Genomic DNA, 20,007 nt, shown 5'->3' with positions numbered 1-20,007 from the left:
AGCGTCAGTTCTCTCTGCCTGATCTTCCATTGTAGCGTACTCCTTGTTGCGACGTTACGTGTCTGACGATGTCTGGTATGTGACATTGCTGAATTGGGGGCCACGTTGTTTATAAATGCTTTTCTGCTTTGGCACAGTACATGCATTTCCATCCGCAAACGCCTTATGATTTGGGCGTGGGTTTTTTTAAATTGATCGTCATGAGGTGGCTATGCCTGGCATCCAGCCCGTTCACTTTCCAAATTTGATTTCCGTCGCCGAGGACATCGACTATGACGCAAGCTACCACGATTTCGTAAAAAATCTGGACAGAGATGAAGGCGGTATTTTTTACTGCAATTATGCATCAGACATCTACCGAAGGAAGGCGTTGGCTTTCTCCAAGCCGGCGATTCGAATAGATTCGTCATCCGAAGGGATGAGAGTTATCGCCCGGGGCAGCATTGGGACTGCCCTCTATCAGGACTTCGTCGGGCCAATACTGCAGAGTTTACCTGCCCATGATCCATCTTTCGACGTTCCTCTTCAGCCATTCCTTAATGGTCTTCTTCGGTGCGGCGTTTCCGATTCACTAAATGACGGTGATTTGCTGGGCCTGTATGGCGCATTCGGATTCGATATAGCATTGGACGTGCATCGCATCGGGAAACTGAAGCCGCGAGGTGCCCGCCATCGGGATGCAATTCTCTATTTCCCCACGACGTTTCTTGAGTTCGATCCCGAAGCCCGATCCGCACGGCGTGTGTCCTTCTTGCTCGCCGATGCCCAGCAGACTAATGAAGAAAAAATTCATATTCATAAATTCGGTTCTTCGGCTAAACCTTCGCGGCGAGGCAGCCCGGAGCCCTTCAGTCCGCTCACTGACCACACGGATTCCGTGGCGAGGGTGAAGGAGCATATCGGCAAAGGAGACGTCTTTGAAATCGTAATGAGCAAGCGGTTCAGCAGACCGATGACTGAATTGCCCAGCGCAATTTTTGAACGAATTTGCCGGAAGAGGCCAGCTCCTTACAGCTTCTTCCTCAATCTCGGAAGCTCCGAATACCTGCTCGCCACATCGCCAGAAATGCTCGTAAGAGTCCGGGCACAGGAGGTGGAGGCGCGGCCAATAGCCGGGTCCATCGCGCGAGGCAAGACGGCGGTCGAAGATGAAGCCAGAGTCCGCACCCTCCTCAACTCCGATAAGATCAGGGCGGAACTGATGATGTGCTGTGATGTCGCCAGGAATGACCTGTCCAAAGTGTGTACGCCAGAGTCTGTTACGCTGCGCGCAAATCGTCAGATTGAGCTTTATTCAAACGTCATTCATACCGTCGACTATATCACGGGCACACTCGCGCCTGGCTGTACAAGCGTTGACGCCCTCTTTGCACACATGTGGTCAGTAGCATTAACGGGCGCTCCAAAGGCCAAGGCTCTGGAACTGATTGAGAGATACGAACCTGTGCCGCGGAACTGGTACGGGGGTGCTGTCGGCTATGTGCGGCTCAACGGAGAGATTGATACGGGCATCCCGATCGCGATGATGCACATCATCCATGGGACATCTCATATTCAGGCCGGATCAAGTATCACATGGGACTCCGTCCCATCGGAGGAAGTCGCTGAAGCCAACAACAAGATCTCGTTTTTCGCAAATGATGCGCCAAATCCTTCACAAGTCCGGTTCGGAAAGCGGAAAGCTACCGTACTCTTGATCGATTTCGATGATTCATTCACCTACCTCACTGCGGGCTTGCTTTCACAGCTCGTAGATGATGTCGAGGTCGTCAATTACAGGGACGCCATTGATGCACTGAACCGGTTTTCTGGGGACGCGTTGGTGCTATCGGCCGGTCCGGGGCATCCCGCGGAATACCCGTTTGACGAGATCCTGAAGCATTGCGAGGTGGAAATGGTACCAACGCTTGGAATTTGCCTTGGTTTTCAGGGTATCGTTCAGCATTTCGGCGGCATTGTTGATCGACTAAGCGAACCCGTCCACGGCAAGCACGCGGAACTCCGTCTAAAGACACCGACTGCTCTCTATCGCAGCGTCTCAGGCTGTCTTCGTGTAGGCCGCTATCATTCCCTCTGCACTTCCCTTGGCAGTTTACCCTCGGACCTACATGTGACCGCGACCACGGACGACGAAATAATCATGTCCGTTGAGCACCAGTCTCTGCCGATTTACGGCGTCCAATATCACCCAGAGTCGATCATGAGCGCCGATGGGAACATAGGACACACAATAGTAAAAAACTTCATTGACATCGCGGTCCAGTACGAGGTGCCCCGGCATGAACCCCGATCCCTTTAGCATTCTTGGCCTCGCTTCGTCAGAGCCAGAATATTCGAGCAACAGCACGGGTGTTGGAGGCGCGAGGCATTTTCTCTTCAAGGAACTCGCAAGCCGCTACGAACTGACGGAGGTTTTCCAGCCGAAGCCGTCTGGGCTAACGGCCTTAGCCTCAAGAATAGCAACTTGGGTGCCCAATCGCGAAATCGCACAACGAACATACAAGCGCCACCGATGGATATTCCAAGAAAAGAGCCGCGCGTGCGAGAGCTATATCAATGCGTTACAGTCCAAGCCTTCCTTGATATTCCAGTGGGAGTTCTTTTTCTCGCCGTACGCAAGCGAACGGATCACTGTACCATACGTTGTATACAATGATTGGACCACCAGATTGAGTGCACGCGAATTTCCCGAGTGGGCGTTGCCACGTGTGCGAAAGCACGTTGACAGGCTTCAGGGCGAGCTGATGCGCCGGGCGGCCTGTGTTTTTACCTTTTCCGAGAAGGTGCGCCGATCTGTCATCTACGATTATGGCATTCCAGCCGAGAAGGTCGTGACGGCTTTTGCCGGTGTCAATATCAACCATTTTCCCGATCCGATCCGCCGACCGGACCGCGACCGGGTCACGATCCTTTTCGGCGGGAACGATTACGCCCGCAAGGGGCTCGGCACGCTTCTGAAAGCCTTCCGTGTTCTCCGGGCTGAGCTTCCTTCGGTGGAACTTATCGTCTTCGGGGATCCTGGGCCGAATTACGTCGCGCTGGAGGAACCCCGCGTCAGACATCTGGGACACGTTTCAGACAAGGGGAAAATCTCGGAACTATATGCAACTGCCGACATTTTCGTGCTCCCGACTAAGACCGAAGCCTTCGGACACGTTTACGCTGAAGCAATGGCTCATTCTCTGCCTTGCATTGGTACGAAAGTCGGTGCCGTCAATGAGGTCATACTCGAAGAAGAAACCGGGTTCCTGATCGAGTCCGGTGACTCCGTTGGCTTGACTGAGCGACTGCGAAAGCTCGTTACATCCAGAGAAATGCGCATTGGGATGGGGCAGCAAGGCTACAACCGTGCGAACAAACATTTCAGGTGGGATAAAGTCGTGGATGTCATGACCCCCTACCTCCATCAAGCGGCAGCAGGCCGAATTTGAAGTCCGCTATCCCGCTCGTCCTGATGGGGGCGGTCGCACTTGTGGTCGGGTTACAGAGTGCGGCCATCACACCCAACCTCGCGCTCTTCGCGAGAACACGAATTGGCATGACAGAGGGCCAGACCGCCGCTTTCCTCGGGGCCTTCTACATCAGCGCGCTCGTTTGCAGCTTGGCGATACCCCATTTCACTGACGTTTTCGGCTGGCTCAAGGCCTCGGTGGTAGGCTCAATCATTCTGACAGCGGTCGCTGCGTTGCTGTTGGCGTTTGTAGACGGATTTGGGGGAGTACTGCTTATTGCTATCGGTCTGCTTGGCCCCTCGGCGAGCTCAATCGGGCTCTTTTTTTCGTATCTTCGATCAACCGAGCAAGGGCGCGGTCACGTTGTTACGATGAGAGCTGTCTTTTCCATAGCATGGGTAGCCGGACCAGCGGGAGCGTCCTTCCTGATGAGCTGGAGAGGATTCCCCGGCCTGCTGATCGCTGTAGCTCTTTGCAGCTTGCCGATTCTTTTGTTGGCGCCGTTTCTTCCGGCGGACATCTCGCCTTCGCCTTCCTCTTCCTCAGAGGCCCGGCCGCTCAACTCCTTGAACATCGGGATCATGGTGGTCGCATTCGTCCTTTTGCAGGCAACCAACGCGGTGATTGTGATGGTGACCCCCTTGATCGTGACTGAGACACTAAAACTGCCTGTGACTTATGCGGGCATCTTGCTTTCTGCAACTTCAGCGATTGAGATACCTCTGTTCCTACTCCTAGGGCGTATGAGTCAAAAGAGATCTCCCAGAGCAGTCGTTATTGTGGGATCGGCATGTGGTGTTACCTACAGTACTTTGCTGTACGTGTTCAGTTCATTCCCCATACTTCTATCCGCTCAGTTCCTGAACGCTGCCTTCATCGTAGCCGTAATGGGTGCAGGCATGGCCTGGTTTCAGGCTTCGATGCCAACGAGGGTCGGCCTCGCAACAGGGCTCTACATGAACACGTCTCGCGCCGGCGCGCTTCTTGGTACTCCATCGGCTATTATGCTCGTCCGAGTTTTCGGAGGCGACTATAAGATAGCGGTACTCTACGCGGGGTTTCTCACTCTTATGGCAATCGCGCTCCTTTCTTTCGGTGCCCTGTATTTTAGCTCGCAGAAGGAATTCACAAACTGACGGTTTCGTAAGCCTTCATCTCGCCGCCATCGGGCATCGTAAACTTAACGGGCTGTCGAGGAAATTATGCGATCTGGCGGCATGACAAAATCTGCCCGCGATCCTCTTTATCGTCGTCATCGATTTCCCGCTGAGGTGATCGCACACGCCGTTTGGCTGTACCTTCGCTTTCCGCTGAGCCTGCGTATGGTCGAGAACCTGTTGGCAGCTCGTGGTATCATCGTCACGCACCAGAGCGTTCGACTGGCGGAGAAATTTGGTCGGCACTTTGCCGGCAAAATCCGCAGGCGATCCGCCGGTCGGCTCGGCGACAAATGGCACCTCGATAAGGTCGTCATCTCCATTGGCGGGAGCATGAAGATTTGTGGGGCGGGATGGAACGGAGTATGCCGTCGTCATTGAACTTCGACGGGGTCGGCGGGTGTGAAGCGTGCAAAACGGGCAGCAAGGAAAACAGTCGGAGAGGCGGCAACCTCGGAGGATGAGATTTTCATCCTGCAGTTTCGCGTCTGGCTAAAGGATGTGAACCCTATGGTGTGGCGTCGGGTTCAGGTTGCCTCGACGATGACGCTGCGCGAGTTTCATGGCGTCCTTCAGGTGGCGATGGGATGGGAAGGCATCCACCTTTACCAGTTCATCATTCACACGGCGCGGTACGGCTCGTGGGAGACGGGTGCCCGTTCCCCGGCCATCACGCTTGGCTAATTGAAGCTGCGCAAAGGGAGCCGGTTCCTGTACGAATACGACCTCAACATTCCCTGGGAGCACGAGATCCGGCTGGAGGAGCGCCAGTCAGTCAAACCGGGCGCTCACTATCCAGCATGCACGGGAGGAGACGGCGACTGTCCGCAGGAAGACTGCGGCGGGCCGGAAGCCTGGATGTGGCGGCAGGACAACGCCTTCGGCTACGAGACGATGGACGACCTGGAGATCACGACGGAGTTTCTGCAGGACGTTGCCGAAACGAAATCCCTTGCCGTGCTGGACGATCCTGATCGTGCGGAGGAACTGCGCGCCGCACTGGATAGACTGAAGGAGCGTGCAAGCTGGGGTCGGAACAAGAGTAGTTCAAAATCGTACGCTGAGGTCGAACGGATCGTGAACCCTCGTCGCGAATCCGCATGATGGTCTGGCGGCTTGTCACGAATTTCCTAGCAATCGCCGAAACGCTCATCCCCGTTGCGAGATCGTCCCGCACATCCTGCTTCTGTTTGTCGCTGAGCGTCGAAGGGCGGCCGAGCGCCTTTCCTTCCAACTTGGCGCGCTTGAGACCTGACTGCGTTCGCTCAATCAGCAGATCGCGCTCGAACTGCGCGACGGCATTGAGCACGTTCATGGTCATCGTGCCGGCCGAACTGGTGAGATCGGCGCCGCCGAGCGCGAGGCAATAGACCCGCACGCCCATTTCGGTCAGAGCCTTCACCGTGGTGCTGACGTCGATCGCGTCGCGGCCGAGCCGATCAAGCTTGGTCACGATCAGAACGTCACCTGACTCCAACTTGTCCATAAGCCGGGAAAAGCCGCGACGTTGCGCAATGGCGGTGCTGCCGGAAACCGTCTCGGTGACAATCCGGCGCGGCTCGACCTGGAAGCCGGCGGCTTCGATTTCTTGGATTTGGTTTTCGGTGGTTTGCCCGGTCGTGGAGACGCGGACATAGGCAAAGGTGCGTGGCATAGGTCGAATTTCGTCCGAATAGGCTGTCCGAAATATCCCGCCTGTTCAAAAGCCTGTCAAGATAATTTGTGGACAGGCCGTTTTGCCCCTGTACGAAATCGTCCGTTTCCGTACAGAGGTTTGGCCACCAGCGCATGTTGTAAGGAGTAAAACGGTGGCACGGCGGACCCTTCTCAAGGCTCAGGATCGACAGGAGCTTTTCGACATTCAAGCCGATGAAGACAGCTTGATCCGCCATTATTCCCTATCGCCGGCTGATCGGCTGGAAATCGACATCGCCGGCGCAAACACAATCAGCTCGGCTTTGCGGTGCAGCTCTGCCTGATGCGCTATCCCGGCCGGGCACTCCTGCCGAACGAGATCCTTCCGAGCGCGATGCTCAACTATGTCGCCGAACAGATCGATGCGGATCCGAGGCTATTTGCCTTTTACGCTCGCCGTGAGGAAACTCGCCGCGATCACACCGCACACCTGCTGCGCTATCTGGAAATCAGAAGCCCAACCGGCATGGACCGTCGCGCGGCACTGCGGGCAGGCATCGAGGCAGCCTCAACGACAGACCAGGGAGCGGTGATCGCAAAAGCAATCATTGCCGCGTACCGAGAACGCCGGGCCCTGCTGCCAGTGGCAACCATGATCGAACGCATGGGGTTGGCAGCCCGCGCCATTGCCCGGCGTCGTGCCGAGGCAGCTCTGATCTCCGAGCTGGCGCCGGAAAAACTCGAAGCCCTCGATGCACTGTTGGACGTTGATCCGACAATAGGCCAGACGCGCTTCCACTGGCTGCGTTCTGCTCCAGATGCACCAGGAGCGTGGAACTTGGCGGGGTTGACGGAACGCATCGCATTCCTGCGCGCACTCGAGATCGAACCCCGCTTGCAGGCCCGCATCCCCCTCTGGGCGATGGGGCCAGATGATCCGCGAGGGTGACGCCACCCCAGCCTGGCTTGCTGGTGACTTCAATGCCAGCCGTCGGCGCGCGACGATCGTGGCGCAGTCATCAAACTCGGCCAGAAGCTCACTGACGATGCCGTGACAATGTTCATCAAACTGATCGGCCGGCTGTTCTCCCAAGCCAACAACCGCAAAAAACAGCGCCATATGAACGCCCGCATAGAAACATCGAAAGCGCTACGACTGTTCCTCGACACGATTTTGGCTCTGCAGGCTGCCAATGACGCCGATGAAGACGCGATCGAGATGGTAAACCGGAAAGTCGGCTGGCATCGGCTGCTGCAGATCAAACCCGGTCTTGAAGCGATGGTGGAGGACGGGGATGTATCGCCTTTGGTGATGGCAGCCGAGCAATATGGAAATGTCCGCAAGTTCGCAGGAGCCTTCCTTCAGGCGTTCACATTCCACTCGCGTCGTCGACACGATCCGCTGCTTGCGGCGATCGCGACCCTGAAAATGCTTTATGCGGAAGGACGGCGTGTTCTGCCGGATCGCGTGCCGGTCGGGCATCTTGGAGCGACCGAGCGAAAACTGATCTTCGAAAGCGGAAAGCCGGATCGGCGGCTGTACGAGGTTGCCACTCTGGCTCACTTGCGTGACCGGCTGCGCTCCGCGGATATCTGGGTTGACGGCAGCCGGTCATTCCGGCCGATAGACGAACACCTCATGCCCAAGCCCGCGTTCCTCACCATGAAGGAAGAAGGCAAGCTCGGTCTCGGCGTACAGGGCGATGGCGCCGCGTGGCTCGCCGAAGTGCGGCAGACGATGGACTTCAATCTCAAGCGCCTTGCTTATCGCGTGCGCAATGGAAAGCTCGATGGCGTCAGGCTGGAGGCTGGAACCCTGATCGTAACGCCGCGGGCGAGCGATATTCCCGCCGCAGCGGATGAGTTGAACGTCGAAATCAGCGAAATGTATCCTCTGGTCGAAGTGCCCGACCTTCTCAGGGAGGTGCATGAGTGGACTGGATTTGCAGATCAGTTCACGCATGTCCGGACAGGGGATACGCCGCAGAACATCTCCGCCATGCTCGCCGGCGTGTTGGCGGATGGCACCAATCTTGGCCCGAAACGCATGGCGGGAGCCTCCAAGGGGATCAGTGCGCATCAGATCGGTTGGATGCGCACCTTCCATGCCCGATCCGAGATGCTCACACACGCCATCCGCATTCGCTGCTCTGGGGAGACGGAACAACCGCCTCATCCGATGGGCAATTCTTCCGGGCCAGCGACCGAGCCGCCAAACGCGGCGACGTCAATTTGCATTATGGCAGCGAACCGGGATCCAAATTCTACAGCCATCTCTCGGACCAATATGGATCTTCGGCATATTGCCGATCAGCCCGACCGAAAGCGAGGCTGTCTATGTCCTCGATGGTCTGTTCGATCACGACACGATTCTGGAGATTGAGGAGCACTTTACCGATACCGGTGGCGCCAGCGATCATGTCTTTGCTCTATTCGCGCTGATCGGCAAGCGCTTCGCGCCACGGCTGCGCAACATCAAGGATCGAAAGTTCCACGCCTTCGAGAAGACCGATGCCTATTCGGCGTTGGAAAACCACATCGGCGCCCCCATCAACACCGCTCTTATTCTCGAACATTGGGACGATCTGCTGCGTCTGGCCGCTTCGATCACGACGCGCACCGTCGCGCCGTCAACGATCCTCAAAAGGTTCTCTGCCTCATCAAAATCCAGCGATCTCGCCAAAGCCTTGCGCGAACTCGGCCGCATCGAGCGCACCCTGTTCATGATCGAGTGGTATTCCAGCCCGGCGCTGCGCAGGCGTTGTCAGGCCGGCCTCAACAAGGGCGAAGCCGCACACAAGCTCAAGCGTGCTGTCTTCTTCCATGAGCGCGGCGAAATACGGGATCGATCCTTTGACAGCCAGGCTTTCCGGGCTTCCGGTCTCAACCTGGTGGTCAGCGCCATCGTCCATTGGAACACCGTTTATCTCAGCCGCGCCGCGGCCCACCTACGGCAACAGGGTCGGAATATTCCCAACGAACTGCTCAAACACGTCTCGCCGCTCAGTTGGGAGCACATAAATCTCACCGGCATCTACTCTTGGGACGCTGAGCAACAGATGCCGGAGGGCTTCAGGCAATTGCGCCTTCCTGGCCGCCTCCTGCGCGCGGCCTGACGTTCACCGTCCGTTCGACCTTAGCGTACGATTTTGAACTGCTCTTGTTCCGACCCCTATTTGAAGCAAGCGCTTTGAGGGATCATTGCCCCTCGGAAAGGGAGCCGGGTTGCCGTCCTCAGCCGTTACCTCCAATACTTGGGTGCTTCGGACACGTACGACTTGCCTGAAGAAGAGGAGACCGTCGATAGTACATGATTAAACGTCAATGGGTCTAATCACATCGTTCCGGAATAGCCAATTCAGGAGCCGCTCAGCCAAGCGAGTGCTCACTTGTGTCGCAAGCCATTCCTGAAGTTCACCAAAGGCGCAGCCCTCCGCAATGCGATTGATGACATCGGCCACGGCAAATCCGCCCAAAAATGCGACTGGTTCGCCGCCGCCGCGAACCAAGATTGCCCGGCGCGTTTCAACATATGAACCACATAAGCAAGCGTGGTCCACCAGGGGCGCAGATCCTCGCATGATAGTCGTCGCAGTCGCCGGCGCTGTCTTTACTTCGAGTATCTCTGCGTCCTCCATCGGGGGCGTTCGGAGGGCCGCCCGCCGCGCCCAAAATGGCAGCGACGCTCCTTCAGAGTTTGAGGCATAGATTTCCGCGACCGCCGCCGCATGTGATTTCGCTGAGGACAGAATCTTATCCTGGAAGAAGCCCAACGCTGCCGCCTCCGCCTCTGGACGTCGAAAAACAGTATTGATTACTATGCTGGCCCACATGGCGGTCTGGATAGCGTTCTGAACACCCATCGACGCAAGCGGGTCGAGACTTTGAGCCGCCTCGCCAATCTTGATGAAGTCGCGCCCTACACTTGCCTTTTCAAACCAAGCCGTAGCGTCACAGGCAACAATATCGGAGCGCAAGACCGGGCCTGCCCCAGTATCGAATATGGCTGCATCGGAGATGCCTTCCATATAAGCCCGGTGCACGTCGCCACCGCACCTACCAATCGCAGTACGGTCCACAAATAGCGTGACGTTATATCCGAGCCCAAAGATCGGCGCCCCCCAAGCCCACCCGGCGCTGCCGGCAAAGACGCGAGGCAAGGTTGGAAGGCCGTCACCACTCCAATAGCCGTAGAGAGCAATCGTCCTCGCTCCAGTCGTTTCTCGTAGTCTGGGGAGAACCCCGCGTTTTCCGGCCGCGTCCACAACGAAGCGCGCATGCAGCGCTAGTCCGCCTTCGACTGTCACATGCCATTCGCATGGCTTGACACGCTTCACAGATCGGGTTCGCCGTCCCGCAATCACTTTGACGCCGTCAATGCTGCAACGCTCGAGGCACGCAGCGTCGAACATACCTCGGTTTATAGTGGCGGCGCCCGGCGCTGCGGGTTTCAACGTCATGATGGATTCAGTCCATCGTTCTTCGTGCGCGTGAAAAACCTGACGACCGCCGCTTTCGAGCACGGATTCGATTCCGAGATGGGAAAGCTGATGGTGAACACCGATTGTAATGGATTCGCCGATATGGTGGCGAGGCATTGGCAGGGCTTCAACAAGTTTTACGTCGTAGCCCAGCCGAGCAAGTTCCAACGCTGTGATCGAACCGGCAGGGCCTCCACCGACGACCAACACGTCACAGGCATCGGTCATCGGACACAATCAGCAAAGAGGCTGGGATTGGCTTTAGACAGGCGGCCATATGCCGTAATTGCGTAGTGCAGCCAGCCGCGTATGAAATCACATGCCGGGCGGCCCCGATGTAGGGTCTCATGGTGACAGCCGCCCGCACAAAGATATCGTGCCCAGCAGTCAGGGCAGCCTGTCTGCGCATGGACATGCCGCGCTGACAGCCAGTCTGCCTGCCGAACTCGATCAACCCCGTCGGCTACCGTGCCGAGAACAGCGTCCGGCTCCCCGACAAAGCGATGGCACGCGCCGAGCTCGCCGTCAGCGGAGACACCAAGATATCCGGCTCCAGCCCCGCAGGGATATGGGCGATGTGTGCCCTTGTGGATCTCCCTTAGGGCGTTGAGCAGGTTTGCGAAGGGGTAGCGTTCACCAGCAAGTGTCTTGCGCTCGAACGCGCGTCCGCAAGCGACCATTTGTTCCAACATGGAAGCCAGATGATCCTGCTGCATCTCATGCATCGAGTTCGGGGCGCTCAGCATCGGCGAGAAGCCCACCGTATGGAACCCCATCGCGACGAAATGATCGAGCGTGTCTTCGAGTGCGAGGTTCTCCGGTGTGACAGTTACACGCGCGGACACCTGGCACCTGCCTTGACGCTCAAGGAGCGGAGCTATGCGAGCTAGGATGCGATCATAGCTTCCCGAACCTCCCTTGAACGATCGGAGCCGATCGTGCACGGACCCAATGCCGTCGAGGCTGATCGTGACCGCAAAGCCGAGACGATCGAAGAGGTCGATATCGCGCTCCGAGATGAGTGTACCATTCGTCGTGATCGAAAAGCCGAGCTTGATGCCGCGTTCCGCGGCTTTTTCAGCCGCATAGTTAGCCGATGCGTGCATGACGTCACGCCCCGCCAGGGGCTCGCCCCCTAGATAGGCAAGGTTGGCGCGCTCGCCCGGATGCGTCTCGGCCAGCAGCAGATCGACCGCCGCCAGCGCCGTCCGGATATCCATGCCCTTTGCGGAGCTTCCGAAAGTCCCTCCTTGTGCGTAGCAATAGCCGCATCCCAAATTGCAGCTCTGGGCGACAGCGAGCGAAAGAGCCCGGGTACGCACATCCACTGGCTTTTCTTGGCAAGCACCAGCGTTTGGATCCAGTCCTAGCGAGACAAGTATCTCCGAAGTGCCGTCATCTTCGCCCTGCCAGGCGCGGGCGAGCGTGTCCGCGAGAGCTTCGTCAATATCAAAGAGCTGGCTTCCCTCCGGAACGAAGAGCTGCGCGCCAACGCTACCGCGCAGAATATGCGCGTCGCGTGACCGAGGTTTTGACAGTTCGAACAGGTTGGCCATAGAGCACCGAGAGTTAGCTGGGATCAGCACGGTCTTCAGCGTCCTGCGCCTCTGATCCGCCAACGACGAATTTCAGGTATCCTTGCCAATTCTGGAAGAGCTGATCGTAGCTCCACACGCTCGAGTCAGATCGGTCATCGAGCACATATCCTCCAGCGGCGGGGCGCTCGACCGCCATCCAGTCGTCGCCGGTGCTGACACCATCGGGCCCATCCACGACGTTGACATAGTCCGGTCGACTTGCAGCCCAATAGTAGCAAGCGCATTCACGATAGTCGTTCTGCCAGGGGGAACAAAGGCCCTGGCTAAGTTCGCCCGGTTCAATCAGAGACCGCGAAATCGTCGCCATGCGCTGGCCGTCGACCGCACTGACATCCAATATCTTCCGCACGGTGAGTTCCACCTTTTTGAGGGATGCAAGATCTTCCTTATCGGTGGGCAGTAGGACCTCGTCGAGTGACTTGTCTGGAGTGAAATAGCCGACAACGGTCCGGCCCTGCGCATCGAAGATCCGAGCGAGGCTGTTCGACCACTCCATGAACGATACGCCGTTTTTGTTGCCAAGGTTCCCAAGGTTACCGGCCCTGCCTGGCATCGTTGCGCCGCTCGTTTGCACCATAAGTGGGAGTGGCGCTTCGTCGTCAGTGCGTTCTGGGTCCACAATCCCAAGCAGCCGGTGATCCTCGAGTGCGGCAAGCGGGCCCTCGCCGCCGATCACCAGATTGTGGCATTCCATTAGCAACAATCCCTCGAACATCCGACGCCAGATTACGCGAAAGTCAAATTCGAGCCCGGGAAAGCAATTGGATATGGCGGTGACAGGCTGCGTGTTCCACGGATTGCCGCGACCGCGATAGTTGAGTTGTGCCGCGAGATTGCTAGGGGATATCTTGGTCATGCCTTCACCTCAGGCTCATCGCTGAACAATTTGCCGATGGCAGCAGACACGACCGCATCGATTTGCCGCCTCGTCAGGACCAGATGGCGCCCATCAGCCCCGCGCATCATCGCGGGCATCTTCCGGCGGCCGATATCGCTCAGATCGCCGATCTCTTCTGGTTTTCGGAGAGCATCCGCAAACCAAGCCCCCGTGCCGCTACGAAGCGCGGTCAGAACGTTCTGATGCAATGCAAGGATAGCGTGGTTGTCGACGATTGCGGGTGCCATGATCGGCTCGAAGAAGCGCCCGAAATCGTTCGAGTCCTGACGCACCATTGTGCTGGTTTGGTTCGTGCGACCCTGAACGGTATTGCCGTTTAGGGCGGTCGTATTGAACAATCGAACGGTCTCCACCGCACGGCGCAGGATCTCTTCTGCCTCTGCAAGGGTCGCCATGCCGTCATGTCCAACCCCGAAGGCCACCTGTTCCAACTCGTCTGCGATTGTCCGGATGGGGATCACATCCGGTGCAAAGGTTGGTGGGCCAGCGCCTACGCGAGCAAAAGCGCTCAACGACTTGCCTTCGACATCTAACGTTACGAGGACGATTCCATCGCATTCGTCATCGAAATAGCCGCTGCTCAATCCATCAGGGCCGTATTGTGTGAAGATGCTTCCCGGATTTGTCACTCGGGATACGTCAGCCTTACTTTCATCATATCCAAGCCAGCCGCCTTTTGCCGGATCGTAAAGGATTCGCTCTTCCGGCACGTTCGGATCAGTGTGCTTTGGTTCTGGTTTTGAAGTGTCATAAAGTTCGCCGGTCGGGCTCGATCCATAAACGTGACCCGCGGGAGGCGTGTAGCGCAGACGTATTTCGGGGAATTCGTTGTTGGGACGCACGTACTGCACCCATCCGATCGGAAGTGTCTTCCCGTCCCGGAAGTTGGCGCACGTCGCCAAAACAGAATGGCGCGTGTAATCGGAAAAGTTCAGAAGCGCTTCGATCCGATCGTTTTTGTCCATTGTGCGGCGCTCGATCTTTCGGCAACCCAGATGGACCGTCCATTTCACATCCTCGGGTGTCAATTTATGTGCGGCCAAGAGCTGGAGGGTCAACGGTTCGAGGACATCCGGCGAGGTCCGTGCGAACACCTCAAGAAAAGGCGCCACTGGTCTGATTTTGTCGCCATCACGAAACTTGATACGCGCCGGCGTGAACGCCTTGACTATCTCTCCGGTCTCGATGTCGACCTCAAGCGTCTCATCGGGCACGATCGTGCGGTATCCAAGCCGCGCATTTTGATCCACGTCCAGTCGGTAGCTCGCGAGAGGTGTATCGGATGCGCCCAGCCGGGCGACAGCAAGAGGCGGGAGGATGCGCAGCTCGAGAATGGTCATGACATTCCTCCAGGAGCGGGAGTGAAGCAACCGTTAAGAGCTGACTGGAAGGTTTTGGCCGCATTTGCGTCGATTGCCATCAATGAGGCAAGAAACGCGTCGGCATCGGTTCCGGCGGTGCCCTGCACTCCCGCTATCAAATCCCCGGAAGCCTTAAGTAAGTCGAGGTGCAGCCCCCAAACATCGCGCTCTAGATAGGGCAGCGTCAGTGTATACGGGAGCTCGAAAGTCGGGGCGGCTCGAGCGACTGTGGCTGCATCGATGGCGGGCAAAGTTACCAGAATGTTGGCGATTGCGCGCAGATTGTACATCTCTCCGAAGGCCCTGTTCAGCACCGCTCCCCGTACCATGCCTTCGGCCCTGCCGGTTTTCCCAGAAATCCGGAAAGTGTGGCTCAGGTAGGTAAGCAGCATCCGGTACCGCAGGTTCAAAAGTTCCGCCCAGTGCCTTGATGGGGGATGGGCGATATAGGTCGTATTGGGAACAGCATCAGCATCGCCGACCACCCTCGGATTGCTGATGACCGGCCGACAGAGTCTGGATGAACCAGATTCTGCCGAGAACTCCTGGTACAGTTCCATAAATCGTTCGAAATGGGAGAGGTCGTTCTCTTGGCTGATTGCATCCGCCGCTTCACCCTGCTCAGCGATAGCATCTAGTGCGTCCAATGCGGTTTTGCGGGAATAGGCCGTATGAATGAGAACGTCGGGCGTTGCCGCGCCAGGGGTTGCAGCACCGCGAGCACCTCCAGCATATCCTCGGCCCCATTCGTCGAACGAGGCTTGATAACTCAGCGTGTCGGCGTGAAAAGAAGAATCAGGCATCAACGTCTTATCGCCGAGTAGCGTTTTAAGGTTGCCGTAAATCAGGCCGACACGGTTAAAGCCATCGCTCCCCTCCGGAAAGGCGAGTTTTGTGATCTCCTTCTGCTGCGCTGCCCAGTGATCGGGCCAAACATCTGGACTTTCGATGCACACATAGCGCGCGATGAGCTTGGCGCTGAGCGGTTCAAGCGCGAACGGAAAGGGATAGAACGGCAAATCCCAAGGAAAGTCGTCGCGTTCGAGATTTAATGGGCCACCAATCAGCTTGAGCAGATTTTGAACCGTGATCAGGTGACCCATTTCCTCCCGGGCGATTCCGAGCAGGATGGTTTGCCACCGCACGACCTTCGGCCTCTCTTTTTCGGGCACCTGAGGTCCGCCGAGCGAGTAGGCCGCAAAAAGATATTGGATGAGAAGCCCGTGTTCGATCTCCGCGGCTACGTGCAGCAGAAAGACCGCATAATCGTGCGGAGAAAAGCCTGTCGGGACGACAAATGTGCTGGAGCTCGCACTTTCCGGACCCAAGCTTTTGGCACGGGTGACCCGTGCCTTCAATGATTGATCGAGAATTTGATGCAGTTGTTCCGTGACGCGGCTTCGCATTCTCAGCCCCAAGTTCCCCAGGATCCGCAAATCCCTCTTGTTTCGCAAGCACGATTTATCTACTGTCGCTCAGGTTGAAGTAAAGCACGCCCACAACACTTTGGAAAGTGAAAATGGGCGGCGCTCGTAAAATCTCTCCTGTGGCAGTTGCACCTGCGCTGTGCTTGAGAGTTTTATAGAGCAGAAGTCGCTTTTGTCGCGAATTGTGCCATCTCTCGCCATGGACATACGGCCTGCGGTGTTATGAACAGAGGCGAGTTTTACTGCTAACCAGAAGACTACGCCGTCAATTGATATCCGATTTCGTTTAACTGAACTTGATACCATCCAACATGAACACAGTCGTATTGGTTTATATTCGACGAAACCTCGCGCGGCGATTATGTTGGTGCGATGGATAGCAAGGGACGTTGGCGCATTCGCGAAAACAATTCGATACCGCCGAACTGGTGAGGCGGTTCACCAAAAAAGGGGAAGTATCATGGATCAACAACCGGACAAGGTCATTGTCACGAACGTTGCGGCGCTCAAGGGAAAGTATGGCGCCAACGGATATGATGCCATCAAGAACAGTGTCGATGCGCTTATTTCCGCGGATAAACAGCGAGGACTGGTGACGGTTTTTGTTCCTCTTGACGACAAGGGTGTCATGAAGACCCTGTCCGCACCGCCGGTGACGCGACCCATAGATCCCGCTCAGAACAAGGAAGCCATCGACGCAGTTTACCGCGCACTTGGACCAGATTACGTGGTGATATTGGGCGCAATCGATATCGTACCACATCAGGACATGGCAAACCCTCTTCTGGATCCAAGCGGAGAAGACCCAGACGAGTATGCTTATGGAGATCTTCCCTATGCATGCGAAGCGCCTTACAGCCGAGACGCGAAGGACTTCATCGGTCCGACAAGGGTTGTCGGCAGATTACCGGATGTCACAGGAGGAACGGACCCGAATTATCTCGCTGAATTGCTTCGGGTGGCCGCGGAATACAGACCCGCTTCCCTTCCTTCCGCGAAAACCTATTTCGCGGTGACGGCGCAGATCTGGAAAAAATCGACCGACCTCTCGGTGACCAACACGTTCGGCGCCCCCGCGAAAGTCGAGGATGTCCCTCCGCGCGACTACAAGTGGAGTACCGATCAACTCCAACGGCATATGCATTTTTTCAACTGTCATGGCGCGCCCGCGAGTTCCCAATTCTACGGACAGCCGAGCACGGGAGCGAGCCAATATCCTCCTGCCCTAGACGCGGCCTATATTGATGGGAAGCTTCAGGAAGGGACGATCGTTGCTGCCGAATGCTGTTACGGTGGTGAACTATATCCGGTTTCCGCGACCCAAACGCAGATTGGCATCTGCAACGTTTATCTTGCAAACAAAGCTTATGGGTTTTTCGCCAGCACGACGATCGCTTACGGCCCCGCAGAGGGAAACGGCCAGGCTGACCTGATATGCCAGTTCTTTCTTCAAAACATCCTTCGTGGTTCGTCAAACGGGCGAGCCGCACTTGAAGCCCGCCAAACCTTTGTCCGGAAATCCTCGCCCATGGATCCTACGGACCTGAAAACGCTCGCTCAATTCAACCTCTACGGCGATCCCTCACTCACGCCCGTCCAAACGCCTAAGGCATTTGTGTTGGCGGCTGCAACCGACTATACAATCGCGGAACGATCGGATCGGAAGGACCGCCGCCGGCTTCTTTTTCGCGAAGGCATTGGTCTCGCCGCCAAGGAGCCAGTGCCCACGCTGGTCAAGAGGAAGCCAAAAAAGGCGATACTCGACCGGTTGCACGCAAGCGCGGAGGCTCAAGGAAGAACGCCGGGAAGTGTGTTGTCGTTCTCAATCCGGCAGCGAGGGCGCGCTAAACTCCCGCATGCGCTTGCACAAGCACCTTCACTCCCGACCGCGTTTCACCTACTGTTTACTAAGTCATTAGATGATACGTCTTCGTCCCGAGCTGAAACCGGAGTGGTAGACATCTTGGTGTTCGTCGGCAAGGAGGTCGATGGCGAGCTTGCCTCGATCACTAAGATAAGGAGCCGTTGAGACAGGATTTGCAAGAATTCATAGGCACGGTAACCAAAAAACCTTTTGCTATAGGTTCAAAAAGCGAGCGCGAGGCTGTACACCTCGACACCGGCCAGGGTTCTTTTGTGCTCCGAAGGGAAGGCGGCAATCCGTTATTCGATTCCGAACTTGAGACGCTTGTCGGAAAGACGATCAAGTGCACTGGCGAAACTCATGGCTACACTCTCACGATAACGGACTGGAGCGAGCATCTCGATCGGTAGGGCACTCCGCACAAAGCCGCTCTTGATCGATATCGCCAAACGCCACGGTATGTGGTCGGTTTGACTGGTAAGCTCGCGCTGTTCTGGCGGCCTTTCCAAAATGCCTTGGCTATTGCGAGGAAGGCAGTCCGCCACCGCAAGATAACGCGCGTGTATGCGGCTACGCGCCTTAATGTTCAAAAATCATCGCTGTCCGGCGGCAATTGCAGAGTCGATGGTTCAATGTCTTCATGGCAATGAGGCCGACTCGGTTTTGGGAATAACTAAATTACTTGGAGATCGACTATATGGTGATCGATGGTCCGCATCGTTTCGTCTTTCATACTCTGTGAAACCTGACACGACTTGAGTTGGATTTTTGCCCGCGTCAAAAGGTCCGATGCCGCTGGTTTATCGACCTTCCACGCCGCGCTGTAATTTTGCTCCGCGATTTTCCAGATCTCTGGATAGAGGCCGAGCCAATCAAGCTCGTCAATCACCTCCTTTACATGGTATACATTGGCAAACCTTTTGGGGTTGTGCTTCCTGTCAGCGCTGACCTGCCCAACATAGTTGTTGAGATGCTGGAAACCATCGCTGGCGAGGTTAAAGAAATGGGCAGCGCCCACCTTCTTCAGATTTAGCTGTCGGCCGAGATCTTGGGCTTGAACCTGGCAGAGAAAAACGTTCTGCCACCGTCCTGTCCGGTAATAATTTTCCGCAGCTAGCCGAAGCGCGAACAGCCCGCACGGCCGGGCTAGCCATCGCATCGCCCTCAGTCGTGGGTGATGATATAATCCTTTCCAAAGCAAGCCGTGGAGGTAACCATGGAAAAGGAACCGAACGATACCGCCCCGGCTGCCGTGTTGGCGCAACGGACTGACCTGCCTCACGATCGCATCACCGTGCAGCGCTTTCGGGAAAACTTTCCCGCGCGCTCGTTGGAGCGACAGCTTGAATGCCTGGTTCGTGCCTGGCCGGACCGCAGAGAGGCGCATCGGTCGCTGGCTTCGCCGAGATGGAAGCGGAAGCCGACGCGTTTGCCGACGAGAAGGGCAGGGACGCGTTCGCGTTCGATCCGATCGAAAGCCGCTATCTCGAAGCCGCACCTTCGGTCTTTCATATCCGGACGCCTTACTCGCGCACTGTCGTGAACGAAATTCGCGAAATCCCGTCTGCACGCTGGGACGATGATCGCCGGGTGTGGACTGTCCCCTACCGATCATACAGTGAACTCCGCCGACGATGGCCGACGATCGAGGCAGCCGCCGCACGCAATGAATCCGAGGTGAGAAAAGCGCGCCGCGAGGCGATGAAGGGCACCGATGAAGAGGAGGCATTGAAGGCGAGACTGAGGGAGCGTCGGCGAAAACGCTATCCTGTGCCCGCCGACGATGGCCCGCCGTTCGCGCGCGCGATCGGCACGCATGCGGGTGTTGTGATCTTCACCGGCACGGACGGCGAGTTGGCAGATCCTGCGACTGTCAGCACGTTCTATTTTCCTGCGGGCCAGAGCGAGGAGCATGTTTGGGCGTCGTGGCGACCCGGTTCGCTCGAGGAACTGGTCACCACCTGGCCGGCACGAATACCACCTGGAGAAGAAGAGCTCGCTCGAGGTTGGTGGCTGCCGACCCTAGAGGAGTTGCGGACCGCTCGGCAAAGGGCCAGATCAAAACAGCGCATCAAACAGCGTAGGGAAGAGCAGGGCGACATCGCGTAGCATCGCGCCTCGCGTCGCAAGGAGA

Annotated in this window: 12 protein-coding genes and 5 pseudogenes; 10 read left to right on the top strand and 7 right to left on the bottom strand. The window is 56.9% G+C overall.

Annotated elements, in window-relative coordinates; translation table 11 throughout:
* Nucleotides 1-211: 211 nt before the first annotated feature.
* The 5 genes and pseudogenes from OLZ32_RS21100 to OLZ32_RS21080 all read left to right on the top strand — a co-directional run bounded on the left by OLZ32_RS21100 (nt 212) and on the right by OLZ32_RS21080 (nt 5,713).
* Nucleotides 212-2,299, top strand: coding sequence for a chorismate-binding protein (locus tag OLZ32_RS21100; RefSeq protein WP_264396553.1), 2,088 nt, complete (start codon nt 212-214; stop codon nt 2,297-2,299).
* Nucleotides 2,280-3,431 (top strand): glycosyltransferase family 4 protein, encoded by a 1,152-nt coding sequence (locus OLZ32_RS21095; protein WP_264396552.1) that lies wholly within the window; start codon nt 2,280-2,282, stop codon nt 3,429-3,431. Before OLZ32_RS21100 ends, OLZ32_RS21095 begins: the two co-directional genes overlap by 20 nt.
* A complete protein-coding gene (locus tag OLZ32_RS21090; protein ID WP_264396551.1) occupies nt 3,428-4,588 on the top strand; it encodes an MFS transporter in 1,161 nt (386 codons plus the stop codon). Before OLZ32_RS21095 ends, OLZ32_RS21090 begins: the two co-directional genes overlap by 4 nt.
* Nucleotides 4,589-4,669: 81 nt before the next feature.
* Nucleotides 4,670-4,939, top strand: a pseudogene (locus OLZ32_RS21085) (IS6 family transposase); the annotation flags it as partial.
* A gap of 72 nt (nt 4,940-5,011) precedes the next feature.
* A pseudogene (locus OLZ32_RS21080) lies at nt 5,012-5,713 on the top strand (plasmid pRiA4b ORF-3 family protein).
* Here the strand turns inward: OLZ32_RS21080 and OLZ32_RS21075 are convergent.
* Nucleotides 5,676-6,263, bottom strand: a pseudogene (locus OLZ32_RS21075) (recombinase family protein); the annotation flags it as partial. The pseudogenes OLZ32_RS21080 and OLZ32_RS21075 overlap by 38 nt on opposite strands.
* A gap of 324 nt (nt 6,264-6,587) precedes the next feature.
* Between OLZ32_RS21075 and OLZ32_RS39430 the strand changes: the two are divergent.
* The 3 genes and pseudogenes from OLZ32_RS39430 (at nt 6,588) to OLZ32_RS39420 (ending at nt 9,360) form a co-directional block, all read left to right on the top strand.
* Nucleotides 6,588-7,193, top strand: a complete 606-nt coding sequence (locus OLZ32_RS39430) for a DUF4158 domain-containing protein (RefSeq protein WP_373694653.1) — start codon at nt 6,588-6,590, stop codon at nt 7,191-7,193.
* Between the two features lie 108 nt (nt 7,194-7,301).
* Nucleotides 7,302-8,476 (top strand): annotated as a pseudogene (locus OLZ32_RS39425) (Tn3 family transposase); the annotation flags it as partial.
* Nucleotides 8,477-8,547: 71 nt separating this feature from the next.
* Nucleotides 8,548-9,360, top strand: coding sequence for a Tn3 family transposase (locus tag OLZ32_RS39420; protein ID WP_373694652.1), 813 nt, complete (start codon nt 8,548-8,550; stop codon nt 9,358-9,360).
* Nucleotides 9,361-9,558: 198 nt separating this feature from the next.
* Here OLZ32_RS39420 and qhpG read toward each other — a convergent pair whose 3' ends face one another.
* From qhpG to OLZ32_RS21045, 5 genes are read right to left on the bottom strand one after another with little or no spacing between them, the layout of a single operon-like run.
* Entirely contained in the window at nt 9,559-10,953 is a 1,395-nt protein-coding gene (qhpG, locus tag OLZ32_RS21065) for a flavin-dependent monooxygenase QhpG (protein WP_264396550.1), read from the bottom strand.
* Nucleotides 10,950-12,281 (bottom strand): radical SAM/SPASM domain-containing protein, encoded by a 1,332-nt coding sequence (locus OLZ32_RS21060; protein WP_264396549.1) that lies wholly within the window; start codon nt 12,279-12,281, stop codon nt 10,950-10,952. The genes qhpG and OLZ32_RS21060 overlap by 4 nt, the downstream gene beginning before the upstream one ends.
* A gap of 13 nt (nt 12,282-12,294) precedes the next feature.
* Nucleotides 12,295-13,179: a hypothetical protein gene (locus tag OLZ32_RS21055; RefSeq protein ID WP_264396548.1), complete on the bottom strand. Its 885-nt coding sequence runs from the start codon at nt 13,177-13,179 to the stop codon at nt 12,295-12,297.
* Nucleotides 13,176-14,561: a hypothetical protein gene (locus OLZ32_RS21050; protein WP_264396547.1), complete on the bottom strand. Its 1,386-nt coding sequence runs from the start codon at nt 14,559-14,561 to the stop codon at nt 13,176-13,178. The genes OLZ32_RS21055 and OLZ32_RS21050 overlap by 4 nt, the downstream gene beginning before the upstream one ends.
* Nucleotides 14,558-15,988 (bottom strand): ferritin-like domain-containing protein, encoded by a 1,431-nt coding sequence (locus OLZ32_RS21045; RefSeq protein WP_264396546.1) that lies wholly within the window; start codon nt 15,986-15,988, stop codon nt 14,558-14,560. Before OLZ32_RS21045 ends, OLZ32_RS21050 begins: the two co-directional genes overlap by 4 nt.
* A 481-nt stretch (nt 15,989-16,469) precedes the next feature.
* Between OLZ32_RS21045 and OLZ32_RS21040 the strand changes: the two genes are divergently transcribed.
* On the top strand, nt 16,470-18,038 hold the full coding sequence (locus OLZ32_RS21040; protein ID WP_264396545.1) for a C25 family cysteine peptidase: 1,569 nt from the start codon (nt 16,470-16,472) through the stop codon (nt 18,036-18,038).
* Nucleotides 18,039-18,546: 508 nt separating this feature from the next.
* Here OLZ32_RS21040 and OLZ32_RS21035 read toward each other — a convergent pair.
* The gene (locus OLZ32_RS21035; protein ID WP_264396544.1) at nt 18,547-19,032 is read right to left on the bottom strand and encodes a hypothetical protein; all 486 of its coding nucleotides are present in this window, start codon (nt 19,030-19,032) and stop codon (nt 18,547-18,549) included.
* Nucleotides 19,033-19,089: 57 nt separating this feature from the next.
* On the opposite strand from OLZ32_RS21035, the pseudogene OLZ32_RS21030 reads away from it, so the two are divergent.
* Nucleotides 19,090-19,982, top strand: a pseudogene (locus OLZ32_RS21030) (hypothetical protein).
* The last annotated feature ends 25 nt before the right edge of the window (nt 19,983-20,007 follow it).

The sequence above is a fragment of the Rhizobium acaciae genome (genome assembly GCF_025941625.1).
GTDB classification, from domain to species: domain Bacteria; phylum Pseudomonadota; class Alphaproteobacteria; order Rhizobiales; family Rhizobiaceae; genus Rhizobium; species Rhizobium acaciae.
Note: the sequence above shows the minus strand (reverse complement) of the source record. Positions and strands in the feature narration are given on the sequence as shown.